At 70.5% G+C, this 20,836-nt stretch carries 23 protein-coding genes; 13 read left to right on the forward strand and 10 right to left on the reverse strand.

Annotated features, from left to right (window positions below; translation table 11 throughout):
• From BIU95_RS11790 to BIU95_RS11795, 3 genes are all read left to right on the forward strand, one after another.
• A partial coding sequence (locus BIU95_RS11790) for an acyl-CoA desaturase (RefSeq protein ID WP_139179770.1) occupies positions 1–690 on the forward strand: 690 nt, incomplete at its 5' end.
• Between the two features lie 68 nt (positions 691–758).
• Positions 759–935, forward strand: a complete 177-nt coding sequence (locus tag BIU95_RS18725; RefSeq protein ID WP_017887580.1) for a hypothetical protein — start codon at positions 759–761, stop codon at positions 933–935.
• A 49-nt stretch (positions 936–984) separates the two neighbouring features.
• Positions 985–1,989 (forward strand): diacylglycerol kinase family protein, encoded by a 1,005-nt coding sequence (locus tag BIU95_RS11795; RefSeq protein ID WP_056073268.1) that lies wholly within the window; start codon positions 985–987, stop codon positions 1,987–1,989.
• On the opposite strand, the gene BIU95_RS11800 is transcribed toward BIU95_RS11795, so the two are convergent.
• Complete coding sequence (locus BIU95_RS11800; RefSeq protein WP_071251746.1) at positions 1,986–2,699, reverse strand: GAF and ANTAR domain-containing protein; 714 nt, start codon at positions 2,697–2,699, stop codon at positions 1,986–1,988. The genes BIU95_RS11795 and BIU95_RS11800 overlap by 4 nt on opposite strands.
• A 199-nt stretch (positions 2,700–2,898) precedes the next feature.
• Between BIU95_RS11800 and BIU95_RS11805 the strand changes: the two genes are divergently transcribed.
• The 5 genes from BIU95_RS11805 (at position 2,899) to BIU95_RS11830 (ending at position 6,356) form a co-directional block, all read left to right on the forward strand.
• Positions 2,899–3,630, forward strand: a complete 732-nt coding sequence (locus BIU95_RS11805) for a trypsin-like serine protease (RefSeq protein WP_017887577.1) — start codon at positions 2,899–2,901, stop codon at positions 3,628–3,630.
• 143 nt (positions 3,631–3,773) lie between these two features.
• Positions 3,774–4,661 carry an SDR family oxidoreductase gene (locus tag BIU95_RS11810; protein WP_071251747.1) on the forward strand — a complete coding sequence of 296 codons (888 nt, stop codon included), beginning with the start codon at positions 3,774–3,776 and terminating at the stop codon, positions 4,659–4,661.
• 33 nt (positions 4,662–4,694) lie between these two features.
• A complete protein-coding gene (locus tag BIU95_RS11815; RefSeq protein ID WP_081612308.1) occupies positions 4,695–4,994 on the forward strand; it encodes a Dabb family protein in 300 nt (99 codons plus the stop codon).
• A gap of 224 nt (positions 4,995–5,218) precedes the next feature.
• Complete coding sequence (locus BIU95_RS18730) at positions 5,219–5,893, forward strand: hypothetical protein (RefSeq protein WP_071251748.1); 675 nt, start codon at positions 5,219–5,221, stop codon at positions 5,891–5,893.
• 43 nt (positions 5,894–5,936) lie between these two features.
• Positions 5,937–6,356 (forward strand): RidA family protein, encoded by a 420-nt coding sequence (locus BIU95_RS11830; protein WP_071251749.1) that lies wholly within the window; start codon positions 5,937–5,939, stop codon positions 6,354–6,356.
• Between the two features lie 77 nt (positions 6,357–6,433).
• Here the strand turns inward: BIU95_RS11830 and BIU95_RS11835 are convergent, their stop codons facing one another.
• From BIU95_RS11835 to BIU95_RS11845, 3 genes are all read right to left on the reverse strand, one after another.
• Entirely contained in the window at positions 6,434–6,841 is a 408-nt protein-coding gene (locus tag BIU95_RS11835) for a hypothetical protein (RefSeq protein ID WP_083389360.1), read from the reverse strand.
• A gap of 173 nt (positions 6,842–7,014) precedes the next feature.
• The gene (locus BIU95_RS11840) at positions 7,015–7,812 is read right to left on the reverse strand and encodes an L-threonylcarbamoyladenylate synthase (protein WP_017887570.1); all 798 of its coding nucleotides are present in this window, start codon (positions 7,810–7,812) and stop codon (positions 7,015–7,017) included.
• A gap of 190 nt (positions 7,813–8,002) precedes the next feature.
• On the reverse strand, positions 8,003–9,490 hold the full coding sequence (locus BIU95_RS11845; RefSeq protein ID WP_071251751.1) for a putative Ig domain-containing protein: 1,488 nt from the start codon (positions 9,488–9,490) through the stop codon (positions 8,003–8,005).
• 200 nt (positions 9,491–9,690) lie between these two features.
• On the opposite strand from BIU95_RS11845, the gene BIU95_RS11850 reads away from it, so the two are divergent.
• Positions 9,691–11,373 carry a DUF4041 domain-containing protein gene (locus BIU95_RS11850; RefSeq protein ID WP_071251752.1) on the forward strand — a complete coding sequence of 561 codons (1,683 nt, stop codon included), beginning with the start codon at positions 9,691–9,693 and terminating at the stop codon, positions 11,371–11,373.
• 182 nt (positions 11,374–11,555) lie between these two features.
• On the opposite strand, the gene BIU95_RS11855 is transcribed toward BIU95_RS11850, so the two are convergent.
• Positions 11,556–12,398, reverse strand: a complete 843-nt coding sequence (locus tag BIU95_RS11855) for a helix-turn-helix transcriptional regulator (protein WP_042541328.1) — start codon at positions 12,396–12,398, stop codon at positions 11,556–11,558.
• 101 nt (positions 12,399–12,499) lie between these two features.
• On the opposite strand from BIU95_RS11855, the gene BIU95_RS11860 reads away from it, so the two are divergent.
• On the forward strand, positions 12,500–13,183 hold the full coding sequence (locus BIU95_RS11860; RefSeq protein ID WP_042541326.1) for an SDR family NAD(P)-dependent oxidoreductase: 684 nt from the start codon (positions 12,500–12,502) through the stop codon (positions 13,181–13,183).
• 66 nt (positions 13,184–13,249) lie between these two features.
• Here BIU95_RS11860 and poxB read toward each other — a convergent pair whose 3' ends face one another.
• Positions 13,250–14,974, reverse strand: a complete 1,725-nt coding sequence (poxB, locus tag BIU95_RS11865) for a ubiquinone-dependent pyruvate dehydrogenase (RefSeq protein ID WP_042539878.1) — start codon at positions 14,972–14,974, stop codon at positions 13,250–13,252.
• Positions 14,975–15,072: 98 nt separating this feature from the next.
• Between poxB and BIU95_RS11870 the strand changes: the two genes are divergently transcribed.
• Complete coding sequence (locus BIU95_RS11870; RefSeq protein ID WP_071251753.1) at positions 15,073–15,780, forward strand: phosphatase PAP2 family protein; 708 nt, start codon at positions 15,073–15,075, stop codon at positions 15,778–15,780.
• 12 nt (positions 15,781–15,792) lie between these two features.
• On the opposite strand, the gene BIU95_RS11875 is transcribed toward BIU95_RS11870, so the two are convergent.
• Positions 15,793–17,037 carry a multidrug effflux MFS transporter gene (locus tag BIU95_RS11875; RefSeq protein WP_071251754.1) on the reverse strand — a complete coding sequence of 415 codons (1,245 nt, stop codon included), beginning with the start codon at positions 17,035–17,037 and terminating at the stop codon, positions 15,793–15,795.
• 46 nt (positions 17,038–17,083) lie between these two features.
• On the opposite strand from BIU95_RS11875, the gene BIU95_RS11880 reads away from it, so the two are divergent.
• Positions 17,084–17,524 carry a MarR family winged helix-turn-helix transcriptional regulator gene (locus tag BIU95_RS11880; protein ID WP_250895631.1) on the forward strand — a complete coding sequence of 147 codons (441 nt, stop codon included), beginning with the start codon at positions 17,084–17,086 and terminating at the stop codon, positions 17,522–17,524.
• On the opposite strand, the gene soxR is transcribed toward BIU95_RS11880, so the two are convergent.
• The 3 genes from soxR to BIU95_RS11895 all read right to left on the reverse strand — a co-directional run bounded on the left by soxR (position 17,521) and on the right by BIU95_RS11895 (position 19,614).
• Positions 17,521–18,030: a redox-sensitive transcriptional activator SoxR gene (soxR, locus tag BIU95_RS11885; protein WP_071251755.1), complete on the reverse strand. Its 510-nt coding sequence runs from the start codon at positions 18,028–18,030 to the stop codon at positions 17,521–17,523. The genes BIU95_RS11880 and soxR overlap by 4 nt on opposite strands.
• Before the next feature lie 79 nt (positions 18,031–18,109).
• On the reverse strand, positions 18,110–19,162 hold the full coding sequence (locus BIU95_RS11890; RefSeq protein WP_071251756.1) for a YdcF family protein: 1,053 nt from the start codon (positions 19,160–19,162) through the stop codon (positions 18,110–18,112).
• Positions 19,159–19,614, reverse strand: coding sequence for an iron chaperone (locus BIU95_RS11895; protein WP_175470765.1), 456 nt, complete (start codon positions 19,612–19,614; stop codon positions 19,159–19,161). The genes BIU95_RS11890 and BIU95_RS11895 overlap by 4 nt, the downstream gene beginning before the upstream one ends.
• 91 nt (positions 19,615–19,705) lie before the next feature.
• On the opposite strand from BIU95_RS11895, the gene mgrA reads away from it, so the two are divergent.
• Positions 19,706–20,749 carry an L-glyceraldehyde 3-phosphate reductase gene (gene mgrA, locus BIU95_RS11900; RefSeq protein ID WP_017887559.1) on the forward strand — a complete coding sequence of 348 codons (1,044 nt, stop codon included), beginning with the start codon at positions 19,706–19,708 and terminating at the stop codon, positions 20,747–20,749.
• Positions 20,750–20,836 lie beyond the last annotated feature (87 nt).

Here is a 20,836-nt window from a genome sequence, read left to right on the forward strand (position 1 = left end):
AAGGACCCGGACATCGCCCCCGACGCGATCCGCTTCCTGCCCGAGGACGCAGCGGCCGTCAAGAACGGGCCGCTCCGGGTGTTCGTGCAGAACCAGGGCTGGTTGTTCTTCCCGCTGCTCACGCTCGAGGGCATCAACCTGCACCGGGCCGCCGTCATGTCGGTGCTCCGCGGGACGGGCGGACGCAGCGACGTCCGGGGGCGCGTCCTCGAGGGCATCCTGCTGGTGGCGCGGTTCGCGATCTACCTGACGGTGGTGTTCTGGTTCCTGCCGTTCGGGATGGCGTGTGCGTTCCTCGGGGTGCAGCTGGCCGTGTTCGGCGTGATGATGGGTGCTTCGTTCGCCCCGAACCACAAGGGCATGCCGACCATCGCCCACGACGCGAAGGTCGACTTCTTCTCCCGCCAGGTGCGGACCTCGCGCAACATCCGTGGCGGCTGGTGGGTGTCGTTCCTGATGGGTGGGCTGAACTACCAGGTCGAGCACCACCTGTTCCCGTCGATGCCGCGTCCGGCGTTGAAGCAGGCCCGCCTGCTGGTGCGGGACCACTGCGACACCCTCGACGTGCCCTACACGGAGACCACGTTGCTGCGTTCGTACGGCATCGTCGTGCGGTACCTCAACCGTGTCGGCCTCGCCGCCCGTGACCCCTTCGTCTGCCCCATGGTGACCGAGCTCCGGATCCACTGACACGGCCACCCCACCCCACCCGACGCCCACCCCGCCCCGCACCACACCCCACCGAAGGAACCACCACCGTGAAGACCGTCATCGTCCTCGTCGTCATCTGGGCCGTCCTGTCCATCGTCGGCTTCGCCCTGAAGGGCCTGCTCTGGCTCGGCATCATCGGCATCGTCCTGCTGCTCGGCACGATCGTCTTCGGCGCCGTCCGCCGCAGCGGCAACAAGGCTCGCAACGCCGGCCGGACCAACTAGTCCGCCACTGGCGAAGCGCACCACCAGCAGGAACCCCCGCACCGACCGCATGCCGACGCCCCCGAACGAACCCGGCCCGCTGCGCGCCGCCGTGGTCGTGAACCCGACCAAGATCGACGCGGCCCGGCTCCGGGCCGTGCTCCGCACCGAGGAGCGCGCGCACGGATGGGACGAGTCGCTCTGGCTCACCACCAGCGCCGACGACGACGGACGCGCGGCCGCCAGGGCGGCGTGCGCGGCACACCCGAGCGTCGTCCTGGTCGCCGGCGGCGACGGCACGCTCCGGATCGTCGCCGAGGAGCTCCGCGGCACCGGGATCCCGGTGGCGCTCCTCCCGAGCGGCACCGGCAACCTGTTCGCGCGCAACCTCGGCCTGCCCCTCGGCGACCTCCAGCGGTCCGTCCGTGCGGGCCTCACCGGGGTCGACCGCCCGATCGACGTCGGACTGGCCGACCTGACCGACCCGGCCGGCGTCACCACGTCCCACGCGTTCCTGGTGATGACCGGCATCGGCCTCGACGCGAGCATGGCGGCGGACACGAACGCCTGGGTCAAGAAGCGCCTGGGGTGGGTGGCCTACTCCGACCCCATCGCCCGGTCCGTCATCGGCAACCGGCAGATCCCGGTGCACTACGGGATCGACGACGCCCCGCTCCGCAGCATGAGCGCGCACACGATCATCGTCGGGAACTGCGGCACGCTGACCGCCGGCATCCTGCTGCTGCCCGCGGCGCGACCGGACGACGGGGTCCTCGACGCCGTGGCGTTCCGGCCCGCCGGGTGGTTCGGGTGGACGAAGGTCGGGTACGCCCTGACGCTCAACCGGTTCTTCTCGCGCACCCGGTTCGGGCGGCTCCTGGCCCGGGTCCTGCCGACGTCACGTGCGCTCCGGTACACCCGGGCGCGGACGCTCCGGCTGACCGTCGACACCCCCGAGCGCGTGCAGCTCGACGGCGATGCGTTCGGCGAGGTGGTCGCGGTGACGCTCACCACCGACCACCACGGCCTGGTGCTGCGGACGGAGCCGGACGGGCCGCGGACCCGACGGGCCTAGCCGGTGCTGCCGAGGTCGGCGCCCCGGTGCACGACGTCCTCGGCCAGCGCGCAGAGGCTGCGGCCGGCGTCGGCCGCAGCACGTCGCAGCAGCTGGAACGCCTCGTCCATCCGGATGCCCCGCCGGTAGGCGAGCGCACCCTTCGCCTGCTCGACGAGCACCCGCGCCCCGAGGGCGTCCTCGACCCGGTCCTCGATCGTGACGGGGCCACCACGGTCCCGCTGGCGCACGAGGGCAGCCGAAGCGGCGTCGGCGAGCAGTTGGATCAGCACGACGTCCTCGTCGCTGTGCCCGCGGGTGTGGTCGGCGAAGACGCACAGCGAGCCGATCGTCCGGTCCCGCAACCGGATCGGCTCGGCGAACGTGCCCTGCAGCCCACGGTCACGCATCGTCGTCACGAATGCCGGCCACTCCGACTCGTGCGTCGACACGTCGGCCACGTCGACGGTCGTGCCGGTCCGGTAGCAGTCGAGGCACGAGCCCTCCTCCGTCCCGAGCTGGGCTTCTTCGGCCTCGCTGCTGCGCTCACTCGTCGAGGCCAGGACCTGCAGTGTGCCGAACCGGTCCGCGATGACGATGCCTGCCTCGATCGCCGAGGTCGCCTCGACGCACGCCGCGATGACGCGGTCCACGGCGTCGAGCACGTCGAGACCCGGCTCCAAGACCCGCGCGACCCGGTCCGGGAAGGCGGTCTCGTCACTCGTCGTCATGCACCCGACGCTACGACGAGACCGTTGGCGCACCGCCCAGCCAGTTCGCGTACCGGACGACCGGTACCGGCCTGCGAGGACACGATCGACGCCCGCGTCCGTCGAAGTGCGGACTGGTGCGAACCCTGAGCAAGGGGCAAGGATGGCGCATCAGTTGCACAACGCAACTGGTAGGTGCTTCACCGACAGAGGAGTCGTCATGAAGAAGTCCATCGCAGCCGCGTTCGCCGCGGTCGCCGTCATCACCGCCGGCGTGTTCGCCGCTTCGCCCGCGTCCGCGCTGCCCGTCAGCACGAAGGTCGTCGGCGGCGAGAAGGCCCCCACCACCTCGTGGGCCGTGCAGCTCGAAGCATCCGGCGGCTCCATCCCCTCGGGGTACGTCAGCAACTGCACCGGCGAGCAGCTCAACGCCTCGTGGGTCCTCACCGCCCGGCACTGCATCGACGGGATCGGCGCGATGCGGGTCTACCACTCCAACTCCACCGTCAACCGCGGCACGGCCGTCTCGGTCGACCGCATCAGCACCTCGCCCGCCGGAGACATCGCGCTCGTGCACCTGCGGACCGCCTACCCGCTGTCCACCTACGCACCCCTCGACCTCACCGCGACCGCCAAGTCGAGCGGCACCGGCACCATCCAGGGCTACGGCCTGCGGGCCAACGCCACCCAGTCCGACGGCCTGTACCAGGCCACCGTCTCGCTCACCGGCGCGAGCACCGACGCCTTCAGCGGTCGGGCCCAGCACCTCACCGGCGTGACCGGTGCCTCGAACCACGGCGACTCGGGCGGCCCGCTGCTCGTCAACGGCAAGGTCGTCGCCGTCTGCTCCACCGGCGACAGCGCCGACCCCGGCGCCAACACCAAGGCCGGCTCCAACTACGCCCTGCTGTCGCAGGCCTCGTCCTGGATCAAGACCACGGCCGGCGTCTGAACCAGCTGACCCACTGGAGGCGCGGTGCCAGCTGGCACCGCGCCTCCAGTGGCGTCCACACCCGTCTTCAGGGCGCGGGGTCGCCTGCGCCCGCCAGCTGCCAGCTGAGCGCCCGTCCGGGGCACGACGACGACAGTGGGGCCATGAGCCAGTACGAGAAGCGCGATCCGAACACCCTCTACCCGGCACCGCCGTACCCGAAGCAGGAACAGTCGCTGCCGGGCGCCGCGTGGAAGATGGAACCGAAGCCCGACCACGGCGAGGACAGCTACGTCGGGCTCGGCCGCCTGAAGGGGTACCGCGGCATCGTCACCGGTGCCGACTCCGGTATCGGCCGTGCCGCCGCCATCGCCCTGTCACGCGAAGGCGCGGACCTGGTGCTCTCCTACCTGCCGGACGAGCAGGAGGACGCGGAACAGGTCCGCGACCTGCTCGAGTCCGAGGGCCGTCGGGCCGTGCTGTTCCCCGGGGACATCTCCGACGAGCAGTACTGCACGGACCTGGTGCAGAAGAGCGTCGACGAGTTCGGCGGCCTCGACACCCTGGTGATGGTCGCGGGCCGCATGGAGAGCAACGACGACATCCTCACGCTCGACACCTCGATGTTCGACTCCACCTTCAAGACCAACATCTACTCGCTGTTCTGGCTGAGCAAGGCCGCCGTGCCGCACCTCGAGCCCGGGTCGACCATCGTGACGACCGGTTCGATCCAGGCGTCCACGCCGTCCCCGGACAAGATCGACTACGCGGTGTCGAAGGGTGCGATCAAGCTCTTCACCGAGGCCGTCGCGCAGCAGCTCGCGCCGAAGGGCATCCGGGTCAACTCCGTCGCGCCCGGCCCGGTGTGGACGCCGCTGCAGCCGGGTTCCGACGACGCCGAGACGGTGTCGCACTTCGGCGAGAGCTCGCCGTTCGGCCGTCCCGGTCAGCCCGCCGAGCTCGGTGCCGCCTACGTGCACCTGGTCAGCCCGGAGTCGAGCTACCAGTCCGGGTCGACGATCACGATCGCCGGTGGGACGCCGGCATTCTGACCTGGCGTTCTTGCGTTCGAGGAAGGGGACCACGTGTCCGGAGTGACGCACACCGTGCTGGTCGAGTGGGACGGGGCGGACCGTTCCGCCGAGGCCTCGGCCCTGTCGCGTGCGCACCTGCCACGGGTCGAGGGGGTCGAGTCGGTGCAGTCCGGCACCAGCGTGAGCACCGAGGGACTGGAGGGCGGGTTCCACTGGATGCTCGTCGTCCGCTTCCGTGATCGTGCCGCGCTCGCCGGGTACCTGCCGCACCCGGAGCACCGGCCGGTGGCGGACTTCATCGGGGCGGCGAGTGCGCGGGTCGTCGTGTTCGACGTCGAGGACGCCGACTGATCACCGCGCCGGAAGCTGTGTAACGCTCTGGTTGCGATGGCGACCGAGGGGTTCCGTTCCCCGTGGAGGCTCGAAGTACGGTGGATCGGCCATCGCAACGGCGCGGGGGTCACCGGTCGGCGCCGCTTCGTCGCGCCCACGCCGGTCGGGTCCCCGCCTGCGGGCGGGGACCCGTTCGACGTCCACCCACGGAAGGACCAGACGATGATCGGCAACCAGACCCTGTGAACAGCACCATCCGGACCGCCGGCGTGACCCTCGGACTCCTCGCGGCGGCGACGCTGACCGCGTGTTCCGGGCCGTCCGCTCCGACGCCGACCCGGACCGTGACCGCGACGGTGACGCCGACCCCGACGGCCGACCCCGGCACCCCGACGCCCACGCCGTCCCCGACTGCGACGGGAACGGCGTTCGACCTGTCGGACCCGGCAACCTGGACCATCTCCACGAAGGAGGTCGGGCCGATCGCGCTGGGCGGCGAGGTGGAGGGGGAGATCGACGACCTGGCAGCCGCCTACACCCGGAGCACGGATGCGTGTCCGGCCAGCCCGGAGACGACGTTCTGGAACCGAGATGACGCTCCCGGCCTCATCGTCATCCCCCGCGACGGCAAGGTCGTGGGCGTGACCATCGGTGGGCTGGGGCCGGATCCGGTGACGACGAACTCGCCCGAGACCGACGCCGGGATCGGCATCGGCACGCCCCTGACCGAGGTGCGCTCCGCGTACCCGGACCTGCAGTACACCGGCACCTACGGTGAGGACCAGGGACCGTACTCGATGTGGAGCGTGCAGGCCGACGGACGCTACATGACGTTCCAGCTCGGGACGGACGGCGCCACCGTGGGCGCGATCTGGGTGGGGTCGACCGCGATGTTGCCGTACGAGTACTGCGCCTGAGGTACCCGGGGCCCGGAGCATCGCTGCTGGCAGGATGACGTGCATGGCCAGCGCAGTCCGTCTCATCCGGTCCGACGTCCTGAGCGATGTGGCGCAGTACGCGTACGCGTCGACCGTGCCGAGCGGGACGCGGCTCGTGTTCCTCGCCGGGGCCTGCCCGCTCGCCCCTGATGGGTCGACCGTCGCGGTCGGGGACTACGCGGGCCAGGCCGCCAGGTGCATCGAGACGATGCAGGAGGCGTTGCGTGCCGCTGGTGCGTCCATCCAGGACGTCGTGAGCACGCGAGTGCTCGTGGCGTCCTCGCGGCAGCCCGACCTCGTCACCGCATGGGACGTTGTCCGCGACGCCTTCGGCACGCACGACGTGCCGAGCACCCTGCTCGGGGTCACGGTGCTCGGCTACGACGACCAGCTGGTCGAGATCGAGGCGGTCGCGGCGGTCCCGGACGATCTGCCCGTGTGACGGTGCAGAGCGCTCCGGGGACCACCTGGACTGCCCGATCCGGTCCGTCGGTGTCCGGCCTGGTGCTCCGGCCGGCCTCAGAAGCCGGGACCGGCTTTGACCAGGGCGATGCCGACTCCGACGAGTGCGAGGACGATGCCGGCGGCGAACGTGCGCGGGGACGGCTTCTCCCCGCGGAGCCGGGCCACGACGGGGCCGAGGAGGGCGAGCCGGACCACGAGGTACGCGATCGCGAGGATCTCGGCCACCAGCCCGGACGCGCCGGTCAGCCAGGCGTAGGCGAGGACGGCCGCCGGGACGAGACCGGAGGTGAGGACGGGCAGCGAGTCGCGCAGCTCGGCTCCGATGGTCTCCCCGGCGAGCCGTTGGTCACTCCGCGCACGGCGGCCGACCAACTCGGCGAAGGTGTGCGCCAGGAAGGTCGAGAACGCGGTGGCGAGGACGTACCAGAGCCCCCGACCACTCGCGGCGGTGTCCGGGACCATCGGTGCGATCGTGCCCAGGATCACGATGTTCCCGTAGACGAACGCCGTGATGCGGCTCGAGGCGTCCTCGCGCGACAGACGCTTCCGTGCCGTTGGTCTCGCCGCACGCCCGGTGCCCGGCGTCGTGTCCGGGTCTCCTGCCGAGACGGCGGTGCCGAGGCGTCCGTGCGGGCTCAGTAGTACTCACCCTGTCGGTAGTCCCAGCTGGTGAACGTGTCGGCGAGCAGCCCCATGATCCGGTCGACGTCGAGCCCCTTGCGGATGAGCGTGGGGGCGGGAGTGATCGAGCGCTGTCCGTCCTGCACCGGGATCAGGGTTCCCGAGCTGTCGACCATCGACACCATGACGCCCTGCTCGTAGCGGGTCTCGGTGCTCTTCTCCGGCTGGATGGACGCGACGTAGTCGTCCGCCTCGACGATCACGTCGGCACGTTCGGCGATGCGCTCCCCGATGCCGTCGACGACACCGCGGTTGCCGGTGCCCGACGGGTTGGCGGAGCTCGCGAAGGCGAACTTGCCGTGCTCCGTCCAGAGCTCGCGGGCGGCGAGCTCGCCAGGGACGCCGAACTTGATGACGAAGCAGGACGTGCCGCGGGTGTCCATCATCAGGTCGTCCGAGCCGTCGGTCGGCAGCGCTGCCCTGCCCTGGTCGCTCCAGGGCAGGATGCAGCCGAGCAGGATGTCCTCGTCCCAGCACCGCTGGTACAGGGCGTCGATCTCGGGGGTGAGCTGCGCGATGCTGCGCAGCATCTCGAGCGAGCTCACGAGGACGACGCCGGGCTTGTTCCGGTTGCGCTCCTTGGCGTCGAACTTCCGCTCCAGGCCCGCACGGTCCGAGGTCATCAGGATGTAGCCGACCTTGGTGGGGACCACCGCCAGTCCGCCGTCGTGGAGCAGCGCGTCCACTGCGCTCCGGGGCACGCCGCCGGTCCAGTGCACTCGGTTCATGCTGACCTGCGTGTCGTCGTTCATGCCCGTCCTCGTTCCGCTCTCGATACCAGACGATCGTCTGACAGCGGGAGCCTATGGACGCCGGTCGAGCCGGACAAGGGCGGTGGACGCGACCTGTGGGCCTTCTCCGAAGGGTTCAGGCGGTCTCGCAGCGAAGGGCCGAGGGACCCAGCACGTGTCCTGAGTCCCTCGGTGCTTCGTCAGTGGTGGGTCAGTGCTGCTTCCGCCGACGGGCCTGCAGGGTGATCACACCGACGCCGGTCAGCGCGAGTCCCGCCGCCCACGGCAGCAGGTGTATCGCGTCGCTCCCGGTGTAGGCCAGTCGACCGGTCGGGGTTGCGGCGGCGATGGCGCCCGTCGGAGTGGCGGGGGTCACCACGGTCGAAGCGGTCGGACGGACGTCCACCGTGAACGCCGTCGCGAAGCTGCTCGACGCGACGGTCAGGGCGTGGGTCGACGCGTGCGGGAACGTCACTTCGGCACCTGCCCACGGGTCGGTGTTCGGCACGATGACGTCGGAGGCATGGTCGGACGTCACCGTGAACGGTGCCGGGTAGCCGTCGGCGTCGTCGACCTCGTTGCCGAAACGGTCGACGAGGTTGCCGCTGACCAGCAGGGTGCCGCCCTGGTCGATGGTCGGCTGCCCGCCCTCGAAGCCGGCGCCGAAGACGGTGTACCCGCCGTCGGGGTCGTGGGTGGTCTCGTTCTGGAAGGTCCAGACGGCGCCGTTGCGTTCGATGACCCAGCTCGTGGAGTGCGCGGTGAGGAACGTGTCCTTGTCCTCTGCCGTGACCCGCACGCCGAGTGGTGTCGTCGCGTCCACGGTGATGTTCACGAACTGCGAGGCCGTCGTCGAGCCGGTGGTCGCGTCGATGCGGAACGCGTACGTGCCCGAGTACCTGGTCGTGCCGGACAGCACGCCGGTGGCGTGGTCGAGCGACAGCCCGTAGGGGAGGTAGCTCGATTCGTCCTGGCCGGGCTCGTCGCCGTACGGGTCGTCGAGCGAGTAGTACTCGGCCGAGTACGTCGGCTTCGGGAACCCGTCCGCGGCGAACGTGTGGGCGAAGCGCTCACCGGCCGTCGTCGTCAGCATGACCGGCTCGTCCTCGGTGGACGCATCGGGGAACGACGGTGTCTGGGTGACTGGGGCGGTCGTCGCGGTCGCGGTCTGGCCGTCGTCACCCGTGATCGTGACGGTGATGACCTTGCCCGCGTCGGCAGCGGTGACGACGTACGACCCGGTCGTGACGGGCAGGGCGGTGCCGTCGCTCGTCCATGCGTAGGACAACGTGCCGGTGAAGTCCGTCCCCGTCGCGGTCAGCGTGCTGCCCACGGTCGCGTCCCCGGTGATGGTCGCCCCTGGTGTGGCGGCGGGGTCCGCGGTAGGAGTCGACGTCGCCGGGGCGGTCGGAGTGCTGCTGGGCGCGGTGGTTTCGTCCGCGGGCGCTTCCGTGTCGTCAGCGGCTTCCGGAACGGGCGTGGCAGGAGTCGTCGCCGTGGGCGCGGACTCGGCGGCGTCCGCAACGGTGACGGTGCCCTCGGCGGGGGTGACGTCGGAGCTGGGCGACGTACTCGCCGACGCTTCCGGCAGCTCGGCGGCGGTGGCGGACAGTGCCCCGAAGCCGGTGCTCAGTCCGATGACGGCGATCGTCGCGCCGATCGCGCATGCGCGTCGGAATGATGCAGTGCTGTGTGGCACGGGTTGTCCCCTCGGGTGTGCCGTCCGACAACAGCCGGACGAGTGCGATCGCCGGAAGCCGGCGCTCTCGGATCGTAGCCAACCTGTGAGGCGTCTTTGAGCCGCAGGGTGCGCATCACCCGCGAAGTGGGGGAGCCAGCAACGGCGGATGAATGCGGACATCGCTCGGTCACGGCTGACTGTTTCCCTAAGCTGAAGCAATGTCAGCAGCGCCCGCCGGTTGGTACGACGACAAAGACCCTCGCTTCGTCCGTTACTGGGACGGGCGAGCATGGACCCAACATGTGCAGCCCAAGAAACCTGCTCGAGCAGGCGCCCACCCCACGCCGTCAGCTGCTGCAGAGCCGACGACTCGACGGGCGGCTCGATCCGCTGAACAAGCAGCTGGACCAACTGCCGCTGCGAAGCAGAGCAAGCCGATCGAGAAGCTGTCGAAGCGTGAGGCGCGGGAGCGGCTGATTGCTGCAGAGGCGCGAATCGAGGCGGGCGAAGCCGTCGTGGCGCGGTACCAGATGCGCGCATTTGACGACGTTGACGCGTACCGAATTGAGCAGGAGCGCCAACTCTCCGCGCTTCGTGCGCAGTTCGAGGCTGAGCAGTCCGATGCCCGTGAGTTGCTCGTCAGAGAGCAGTCGGGGGAACGCGAGCGGTTTGCCGCTGAACAGGCAGCTGAGCGCCTGAAGGTGGAGCAAGCCGTGCGGAGCGGGCAGGAACGAGTTCGGGCGGCGGAACAGCAGGCTGAGGAAGCGCGGGCGACCCGTGACGAGCTCAATCGGGGAATCGGTGCACGGAGAACCGAACTGGTGGACCTCACGGCCGCGGTGGAGCTGCAGGCTGTTGGACTGTTCGACTTCGACCACCCAGCAGCATCGTCGACTGAGTTGGCGTCCAAGTTGGAGGCGCTTCGTTACCGCATCAAGAACGCCGTTCGGGACAAGCGTGCGGTGACCACTGCGCCGCGCTTCCGTTTCAACGACTCCGAAGCGCAGGGTCGGAAGTTCATGACCGACATGGCGAAAGTACTCCTGCGTGCGTACAACGCAGAGGCAGAGAACGCGGTCAAGGCAACCCGCGCAGGCAACCTGCACGTCGCCCAGACTCGCCTGAGCCGGGCGGCGGAGCAGATCGCGAAGAGCGGCACGATGATCGATCTGCGAATCGAGCCGAGCTACCACCAGATGCGGCTTGAAGAGATAGCCCTCGCGAACGAGCACCTCCAGGTGGTGCAAGCGGAGAAGGAACGTGAGCGAGAGCGACGAGCCGAACTCCGCGAACAGCAGCGTGCTGCGGCCGAACTGCAGGCTGAGCACGATCGGCTGGAGAAAGAGCGCCAGCACTACCTGGCGACTCTCGCCGCGTTGGAAGCAAACGGTGATGTCGAGGGTGCGGCACGAGTGCAGGCGAGGCTGGCGGATGTCGATCGAGCCATCACTGACGTTGATTACCGAGCTGCCAACGTCCGTGCGGGCTACGTGTACGTGATCTCCAACGTCGGAGCGTTCGGTGAGCGCATGGTGAAGATCGGCATGACTCGTCGTCTGAAGCCGATGGACCGGGTCATCGAGCTCGGTGATGCGTCGGTGCCCTTCCGGTTCGACGTGCACGCTCTGTTCTTCGCAGATGATGCCGTCGGAGTGGAGACGATGTTGCATCAGACCTTCGCAACGCAACGGGTGAACAAGGTCAACCTGCGGCGAGAGTTCTTCTACGTGACACCGGCCGAAGTCCTGGACGCGCTCAAGAGCCACGCCGTCGAGATCGTCGAGTACACGGTTGAACCGGTCGCGGAGGAATTCCGCACGAGTGAGCTCGCGACTGACCTACCGGCCTTGTCCTCGGTCGGAGCCGCAATCGCGAGCGCTGGCACGTTCACATCGAATTAGCGGCCTGACGGGAACCCCGAGTTTCGGCCTGAGACGGTGCGGCTGTTGGTTGTGGACTGCACGTTGCCGCGAGAGGACAACCGAACGACCAAAGCGCCTCCGCGCCACATGGCAGCGGGTTCGAGGTCACTTTGGTCGGGCGAGGCGCACGGAACGCCGCCCGACCCGCCCCCGCCCCCGCCTCACCCCACCAATGACTGCGTCCCCACCACAACAGCCAGCGCCAGCCGCTCCGCATCCACCGACCCGGGCTCCGCCGTGTACGCCAGGATCCGCAGGTCCTCCGGCCCGACGACCAGGGTGTCGCAGTCCAGGGTGAGCAGCCCGACGTCCGGGTGGTCGATCACCTTCCGCCGGGCGGTCTCGCCCGGCGCGGTCGCGCCCGAGTCCCACAGCTCAACGAACCGCGGGCTCGCCGCCCGCAGCTCCCGCACGAGGTGCTGCAGCTGGCGGTCGAGCGGGTAGCGGGCCGCGGTCATCCGGAGCCCCGCCACCAGGTTCGCCTCGAACACCGCCTGCTCCTGTGGTGTGTGCACGGCACGGCTGCCGGAGCCGACCAGGTGCCGCCACGTCGTGTTCCGGTCGTTCCCGCGCAGCGCGTCGACCGGCCCCATCAGTGCGTCGTACGGGGCGTTGGCGACGAGCAGGTTGCCCGCGGCGTCGAGCACCGCGACCGGGGTGTCCGCCAGACGGTCGAGCAGTCGCTGCACGCTCGGCGGGATCCGCGACGGCACCACGTCGGCGCCCGGGACCGCGTGCCCGGCGAGCCGGTAGAGCAGCTCGCGGTCGGCATCGGTGACCCGGAGCGCCCGCACGAGCGCCTCGACGACCTGGGCCGATGGCGAGGTCGCGCGCCCCTGCTCGAGCCGGGTCAGGTAGTCGGCGGAGATCCCCGCGAGCTGTGCCAGCTCTTCTCGACGCAGCCCGGCCGCTCTCCGACGCGGCCCGACGACCACGCCGACGGCATCGGGAGAGACGTGGTCGCGCAGCCGCCGCAGGGTGTGCCCGAAGTCCGTGTCCGCCATGCCCCCAGTCTGCGCGCGCCGAGCGGCCGGGTCCTGGCCCTGCCGGTCCTACGACAACCGGTCGACTCCCTGCGGTCGTCGCCGAGTACGACGCTGGACCCATGACAACGACACTCATCACCGGGGCCACCCGCGGCCTCGGCCGGGAAACCGCCCGTCAGCTCGTCGAGGCGGGCCACTCCGTCTGGATCGGCGCACGGAACGCCGACCAGGGCGCCGCGGTCGCCGCCGAGATCGGCGCCCGCTCCGTCCAGCTCGACGTCCGCGACGACGACTCGGTCGCCGCCGCGTTCGCCCACGTCGACGCGAACGGCGGACTCGACGTGCTGGTCAACAACGCCGGCATCGCCGTCTGGGGGCAGAACGGCCCCGAGGCGCTCGCCGTCTTCGACACGAACGCCGTCGGCACGATCCGCGCGACCGAGGCCGCGCTGCCGCTCCTGCGTCGTTCGGCGAACCCGATCGTGGTGAACCTGTCGAGTGCGCTCGGCTCCTTCACCGCCACCCACGACCCGTCGAAGCCGGCGTCCACCGTTCCTGCCGTGGTCTACGGGGCGTCCAAGGCCGCCGTCTCGATGCTGACGGTGCAGTACGCACGCGTCGTGCCCGAGGTGCACTTCGTCGCGATTGAGCCCGGCTACACGGCCACCGAGTTCGGTGGCATGCCGAACCCGCACGGTCGCCCCGTCGAGGTCAGCGCCGCGACGATCGCGGCCGCCGCGAGCGCGGGCCCGGAGGGCCCCACCGGCGTGTTCCTGGAGGACGGCCAGATGCTCGGGTGGTGACGAAGAGACGGACTGGAGGCTCGTGGCGGCGCCGCCACGAGCCTCCAGTCCGTCATCCGGTCGCGTCTACAGCAGCTGGCGCGCGTTGGTGGACGCGAGGTCCAGCAGCTCGTCGCCGCGACCCGACAGCACCGTGCGGATGGCGTAGAGCGTGAAGCCCTTCGCCTGCTCGAGCGTGACCGCCGGGGGCATGGAGAGCTCCTGGCGGTTCGCGCGGACCGACACGAGTGCGGGGCCGTCGTGCGCGAGCGCGGCGGCCATCGCGTCCTCGAAGTCGTCGGACACGTCGACCTGGAAGCCCTTGATGCCGATCGCCTCGGCGACCGCGGCGAAGTCCGGGTTCTGCAGCTCGGTGCCGTAGTTCACGAAGCCGGCGGCCTTCATCTCGAGCTCGACGAAGTTGAGCGACGAGTTGTCGAAGACCACGATCTTCACGGGCAGCTTGTTCTGCACGATCGTGATGAGCTCGCCGAGGAGCATCGTCAGCCCGCCGTCGCCGGCCAGCGCGATCACCTGCCGGTCCGGGAAGGCGGTCTGCGCACCGATCGCCTGCGGGACGGCGTTCGCCATCGTGCCGTGCACGAACGAGCCGATCAGCCGGCGCTTGCCGTTCATCGTGAGGTAGCGCGACGCCCACACGACAGGGGAGCCGACGTCGGGGATGAAGACGGCGTCCTCGGCGGCGAGCCGGTCGAGCACCCGGGCGACGTACTGCGGGTGCAGGGGCTTCTTCTTCCCTGCGGGGACCGCCAGGTCGTCGAGCTTCTCGCGGGTCTTCCGGTAGTGCTTCAGGGAGTCCTCGAGGTGCTTCGTCGGGTGCGAGCCGGTCAGCAGAGGGATGAGTGCGAGGGCGGTGTCCTTGACGGTGCCGACCAGGCCGATGTCGACCGGGTGCCGACGGCCGAGCTGCGAGCCGCGGATGTCGACCTGCACGTGCTTCGCCTTGGCCGGGAAGAACTGCTGGTACGGGAAGTCGGTGCCGAGCATGAGCACGACGTCGGCGTCCTCCATCGCGCGGTACCCGGAGGCGAAGCCGAGGAGCCCGGTCATCCCGACGTCGTACGGGTTGTCGTGCTCGATGTACTCCTTGCCGCGCAGTGCGTGCACGATCGGGGCCTGCAGGCGCTCGGCCAGGGCGACGACCTCGTCGTGGGCGTCCGCGACGCCGGCTCCGGCCAGGATCGTGATCCGGTCGGCACCGTTCAGCAGGTCGGCGGTGCGCTGCAGCTCGGCCTCGCTCGGCACGATCCGCGGGGTGGTCCGCTCGATGCGGGTGACGCGGTCGTCCTTCGCCTCGGCGAGCAGGACGTCGCCGGGGATCACGAGCACCGCGACGCCGCGCTTCTCGATCGCCTCGCGCATCGCGATCTCGAGCAGGCGGGGCATCTGCACCGGGTCGGCGACGTACTCGACGTAGACGGAGCATTCGCGGAAGAGCTCCTGCGGGTGGGTCTCCTGGAAGTAGCCGGAGCCGATCTCCGCCGTGGGGATGTGCGCGGCGATCGCCAGGACCGGTACCCGAGACCGGTTCGCGTCGTACAGGCCGTTGATCAGGTGCAGGTTGCCGGGCCCGCAGCTGCCGGCGCAGACGGTCAGGTCACCGGTCAGAGCGGCTTCGGCCGAGGCGGCGAACGCAGCAGCCTCCTCGTGACGGACGTGCTCCCACCGCATCGTGCCGTCCTTGCGCAGGGCGTCGGTGAAGCCGTTCAGGGAGTCCCCGGGCAGGCCGTAGACCCGGTGGATGTCGTTGGCGCGGAGGGTGGCGACGATGTTCTCGGCAACGGTTGGCATGCGTCCTGTCTACTCCCGACCGCTGCGCTGAACGCTTTCGGATGATCGTGAGGCTCGCTCGACCCCAGATGCCGAGGTCGGGCTGCGACGATGGTCTGATGACCGACGACGCGCCGCTCCTCCGTCCCCGCCGACGGGAGCCCGCCGCGTACGGGATCCTCGAGCGCTCGCCGTACCCGCTCGTCTCGGTGGCGATCGCCGTCATCGCGGTCGTCGTCATCACCATCGTCGGGTTCACCCTGGGCACGGTGGACCTCGGGCTGTCCAAGGCCCTCAACGCGTTGCACACCGGGTTCATCGGGGCGTTCACCACGGCGGTCTACCACGTGATCAGTCCGGCCCCGGCGATCGGGATCACGGTCGTCGTCGTCGCCGTGATCTGGTGGCGCACGCGCGACCTGCGCCCGGCGCTGGCGTTCGGCGGCACCATCGCGATCACGTGGGTGCCGTCCGCCGTCGTGAAGGAGATCGTGCACCGTGCCCGGCCCGACGTCGCCGTGCTGCCGCACCCGTTCCCGGTGCAGCCCGACCCCGGGTACCCGAGCGGGCACACGGTCTACATCACGGCGTTCGTCATCGCCCTGATCTGGCTGCTCCGCGAGACCCGGTGGCACCGACTCGCACTGACGCTCGGGGTCGTGGCCATCGTGATCGTGTTCTTCGCGGTGTCGATCGACGCGGTGCACTACCCGACCGACGCCGCTGCCTCGATCCTGTGGGCGCTCGCCGTGGCGCCGGGGGTGCGGGTGGTGTGGGTCGACTGGCTCATGCCGCGGGTGCCGTTCCTGCGGCCGCGGCGAGGCTGACGCCGGGCTGGGTCAGCGGGCCGTGCTGGTCCGGCCCCGCGCCGCGAGCAGCGCCACGACGGCCACCACCGCGGCGGCGAGCATCACGATCGCCAACGGTGCCGCGGTGTCCGAGCCGCCGATGCTGACGAGCGGGGACACGAGCGCCGCGAGCCCGAACTGCAGCGCACCGAGCACGGCCGAGGCGCTGCCGGCGGCCGACGGAACCGCACCGAGGGCGAGCGCCGTGGCGTTGCCGAGCACCAGGCCGAGCGAGCCCACCGCGGTGAACAGCGGCACGGCGAGCCAGATGACCGGCGCCCCGGAGACGACGAGCAGCGCGAACGCGACGGTCGACGCGAGCACCAGCACGATGCCGAGCGACAGCACCCCGGTGACCGAACGGGTCGCGGTGAGCTTGGCGGACAGGATGCTGACGCCCATCAGCGCCAGGGCGTTCAGCCCGAAGGCCAGGCCGTAGCCGACCGTGCCGAAGCCGATCATGTCCTGGTACAGGAACGGTGATGCGGAGATGTAGGCCATCATCACGGCGAACGCGAAGCCGAACACGGCCGTGTAGCCGAGGAACGTGCGGGAACGCAGGGCTCGGAGTGCCGAGCCCGAGCCGCGGCGTTCCTCGCGCAGGGTGTCGCGGTGTTCCTTCAGGTGGGTCTCCCGGATCACGGCGAGGACCGCGACGAGCATGACGACGGACAGGCCGAGCACGATCGAGAGCAGGCCGCGCCAGCCGATCGGGCCGGTGAGCAGGCCGCCGAGCAGCGGTGCGACGACCGGGGCGACCCCGCCGACGATCATCATGAGCGAGAACGCCCGGGCGGCGGACTTGCCCGTCGCCAGGTCGGAGATGACCGCACGGCTGATCACCATGCCGGCCGCACCGCCGAGGCCCTGCAGCAGGCGGGCGGCGATGAGCACGCCGATGTTCGGCGCGAGCACCGCGGCGATGCTGGCGAGCACGCACACGGCGGCGCCGGCGATGAGCGGCGGCACACGGCCGAACCGGTCGGACAGCGGGCCGAACACGAGCTGGCCCGCGGTCACGCCCACCAGGAACGCGGTGAGGGTGAGCTGCACGGCGGTGGCGCTCGCCCCGAGCTCGGTGGTCATCTGCGGGAACGCCGGCAGGTACAGGTCGGTGGCGAAGGGGGCGACGGCACTGAGCAGGCCGAGCACCAGGAGCAGCGCGGTCGTGATGCCCTGCTGCTTGGTCGTGGGTGTCGCGATCGTCGCGCGGATGGTTCCGGTGTCCGTGGTCATTGTTATGAAAGCATAACTCATCGCCGGAGATCGGTACAGTACGGACATGCACTCCGCCGTGTCCGACCACGTCCTCGCCGAGTTCGCGGACGTCCTGCTCCGGATCGCGCGCGACATCGACCCGCACGGCTCGGAGACGCTCGACATCGTGCCGCTGACCGGTACCGAGGCGCTCGTGATGCGCTGGATCAACCGCAACCCGGGCACCTCGCCCAGCACCACCGCCGAGGCGACGGCCCTGCAGCGCAGCAACCTCAGCGTCGCGCTCCGGTCGCTCGTGGCCAAGGGGATGGTCGAGCGGCGCCAGGACCCCGCCGACGCCCGTACCGTGCAGCTGCACTCGACCGCGCTGGCGCAGGAGAGCGTCGACCGGCTCTACCGGCACTGGTCCGGCAAGCTCCGGACGGCACTCGGCGGCGACGAGCGGGGCACGGCCGAGGCCCTCGCGCTGCTGCAGCGGATCGACGACGGACTGCGCGCGGGTTAGGCGACAGCGTCCTCGGCAGCGCCGGCAGCGCCGGCCGCGTCGTCCTCGATCGGCAGCAGTCGGCGTGCGCCGTGCCCCTCGTCGCCCAGGGTGTCGCCCGGGTTCACGACCGAGCAGGCCCCGAGCGAGACGCAGCCGCAGCCGATGCACTGCGTCATCTCCTGCTGCAGGCGCTCGAGCTCCAGCTGGCGGGCCCGCAGTCGTGCGCGCCACCGCTCGTTCAGCCGGTTCCAGTCGCGCAGCGAGGGCATGCGGTCGGCGGGCAGCGCCTCGAACTGCTCGGCGACCTCGCTGAGCGGGATGCCGAGGCGCTTGGCCACCTGGATGATCGCGATCCGCCGTTCGACGTGCCGCGGGTACATCCGCGTGCCACCGTCGGTGCGCTCCGGGTGGATCAGCCCCTTGCGCTCGTAGAAGTGCAGGGCCGAGGCGGCCACGCCCGTGCGGCGCACGATCTCGCCGATGGGCAGCAGGTCGGTGGGACGTGGCGGCTGGATCTCGACCATGGTCGAGATCTTACGGCGGCTCGGACCGGAGGCGCGTGGCGGGCCCGCCACGGGCCTCCAGTCCGTCCGTGGGTCGCGTCTACCGCTGCTGGAACGACTCCCAGAGCAGGAACCCGGTGAACAGCACGAACGGCGTGCAGGCGACGACGTTGAGCCAGCGGTGCTCGACGATCACGGCCGCGAACTCCCGCAGGAACGCGCTCGGGACGTAGTACGCGGCCGTGCGCGCGCCGACGACCTGGGCCGGCAGGTCGAGGCGACGGGCCAGGGTCGCGGCCCGCAGCACGTGGTAGTTGTTCGTGACCACGACCATCTGGCCGTCCCGTCCGGCGGCCGTCTGCACGTCCCGCGAGAACCGCAGGTTCTCGCGGGTGTTCCGGGACGCGGTCTCCGGCACCACGTCGTCCGGGTCGGCGCCGTTCGCCACCAGGTACTCGGCCATCGCGGTGCCCTCGGGGCGGGGTTCGTCGTCGCCCTGCCCGCCGGACGGCACGAGGAGCGGCCGGCGTCCGGCGCTCCGTTCGGCCCGGTAGACGCCGAGCGCCCGGTCGAGCCGGCTCTGCAGCAGCGGTGGGACCTCGCCGTGCACGAGCCCGGAGCCGAGGACGACGATCGTGTCGGGGACGATGCCGTGCCGCGTCCGCCCGTAGACCACCGAGTACAGGGCGAAGGCGACCAGCGACAGGGCGAAGTACCCGCAGACGAACACCATCAGGACGGCGACCGCGATCTTCGTGCCGTCCCAGAGCGTGAAGCCCTCACCGCTCCCCGAGACGAGCAGGGCGATGGCGACCGCCGGCAGCACGAACACGGCCACCCCGGCGGCGAGCGACAGCAGGTTGCCGACGCTGCGGCCCTCGGCCCGGAGCATCTGCAGGCCGTTCGCGACCAGGGCGACCCCGAGCACCACCACGGCGAGCGGCACGAGCAACAGCACCACGGCGACGAGCAGGCTGAACCCGGGGACCACCGCGGTCAGCACGGACACGACCGTCGCGAGCCCGAACAGCACGGCCGCGGTCAGGAACACTCCGTTGCGGAGCATCCGCGGGTCCCGGCTTCGTCCCAGCAGGTACAGCACCAGGAACAGCAGGGCGAAGACGGGAGCGGCCCCCAGCCCGAGCGCCGTCACCCGACCGCGCGGCGGATCAGCTCGGCCACCCGTGCCTCGTCGGCCTCGGAGAACTCCGGGCTGATCGCCCACGACGTCGGCCAGAACGTGCCGTCGTCGAGCGCGGCCGAGTCCTGGAACCCGAGCGTCGCGTACCGGGCCTTGAACTTCGCGGCGTCCTGGAAGAAGAACACCGCCTTGCCGTCGCGCGCGTAGGCGGGCATGCCGTACCAGAGCTTCGGCGCGAGTTCGGGTGCGACCTCGAGCGCGATGCGGTGGATGCGCTCGGCCAGGCCGCGGTCCGGCTGGGGCATCTCGGCGATCTTCGCCTCGACCGCAGCGGCGTCGGCTGCGGCCTTCTCGGCCTTGGTGCCCTTCGTGCTGCGGGTGCGCTTGACCTCGGCGGCGTGCTCCTGCATCGCCGCGCGCTCCTCGTCGGTGAAGGTGGTCTCGGTCTTCGTCGTCCGTGCCATCGTCGTCTCCTCGTGGTCTGGTGCACCCATCATGGGTCCGCGAAGCGAAGCACGCGAGGCCGTGGCCGTCTTCGAGTGCCAGGCTCGTTGCATGACCTACATCGCCAGTGACGACCGCTACGACTCGATGACGTACCGCCGGACCGGCCGCTCGGGCCTCGACCTGCCGTTGCTCTCCCTGGGCTACTGGCACAACTTCGGGGACGACATGCCGTTCGAGAACCAGCGCGCCATCAGCCGTCGGGCCTTCGACCTCGGGATCACCCACCACGACCTCGCGAACAACTACGGCCCGCCGTACGGCGCCGCCGAGGTGAACTTCGGCCGCCTGATGCGTGAGGACTTCCGGCCGTACCGTGATGAGATGGTCGTCTCGACGAAGGCGGGCTGGGACATGTGGCCCGGACCGTACGGGCAGGGCGGCGGCTCGCGCAAGTACGTGCTCGCCTCGCTCGACCAGTCCCTGCAGCGCACGGGCCTGGACTACGTCGACGTCTTCTACTCGCACCGCCTCGACGCGTCGACCCCGCTCGAGGAGACGATGGGCGCCCTGCACACCGCGGTCCAGCAGGGCAAGGCGCTGTACGTCGGGATCTCGTCGTACGACGCCGAGCGCAGTCGGCAGGCAGCCGAGATCCTCCGCGACCTCGGCACCCCGCTCCTCATCCACCAGCCCTCGTACTCGATGCTCAACCGTTGGATCGAGACCGAGGGGCTGCTCGACACGGCCGGCGAACTCGGCTTCGGCGTGATCGGCTTCACCGCCCTCGCGCAGGGGCTGCTGACCGGCAAGTACCTGAACGGTGTGCCCGAGGACTCCCGAGCGGCGGCGGGCAAGTCCCTCGACGCGTCGAGCATCACGCCCGAGGTCGTCGAGCACCTCCGCGCCCTGAACGACGTCGCCGCCGCCCGCGGACAGTCCCTCGCGCAGCTCGCGCTCGCCTGGGCACTCCGCGACGAGCGGGTGACCTCGCTCGTGATCGGTGCGTCGCGGGTTTCGCAGCTCGAGGACAACGTCGCCGCGCTGTCGAACACGTCGTTCACCGACGAGGAGCTCCGCGTCATCGACGAGCACTCCGTCGGCATCACCGACGTCGACCTGTGGGCGGGAGCCCGCGCGGGCGAGGTCTCCTGACCCGAGCGCCGCGCCGCAGCAGTTCCTCGGCGGGTCGCATCTCGTTGCTCGGTCAGCTCAGCTGACTGGTCGCGACACGTCGCGGGT

The sequence above is a fragment of the Curtobacterium sp. MCBA15_007 genome (genome assembly GCF_001864905.1).
Lineage (GTDB): Bacteria > Actinomycetota > Actinomycetes > Actinomycetales > Microbacteriaceae > Curtobacterium > Curtobacterium poinsettiae.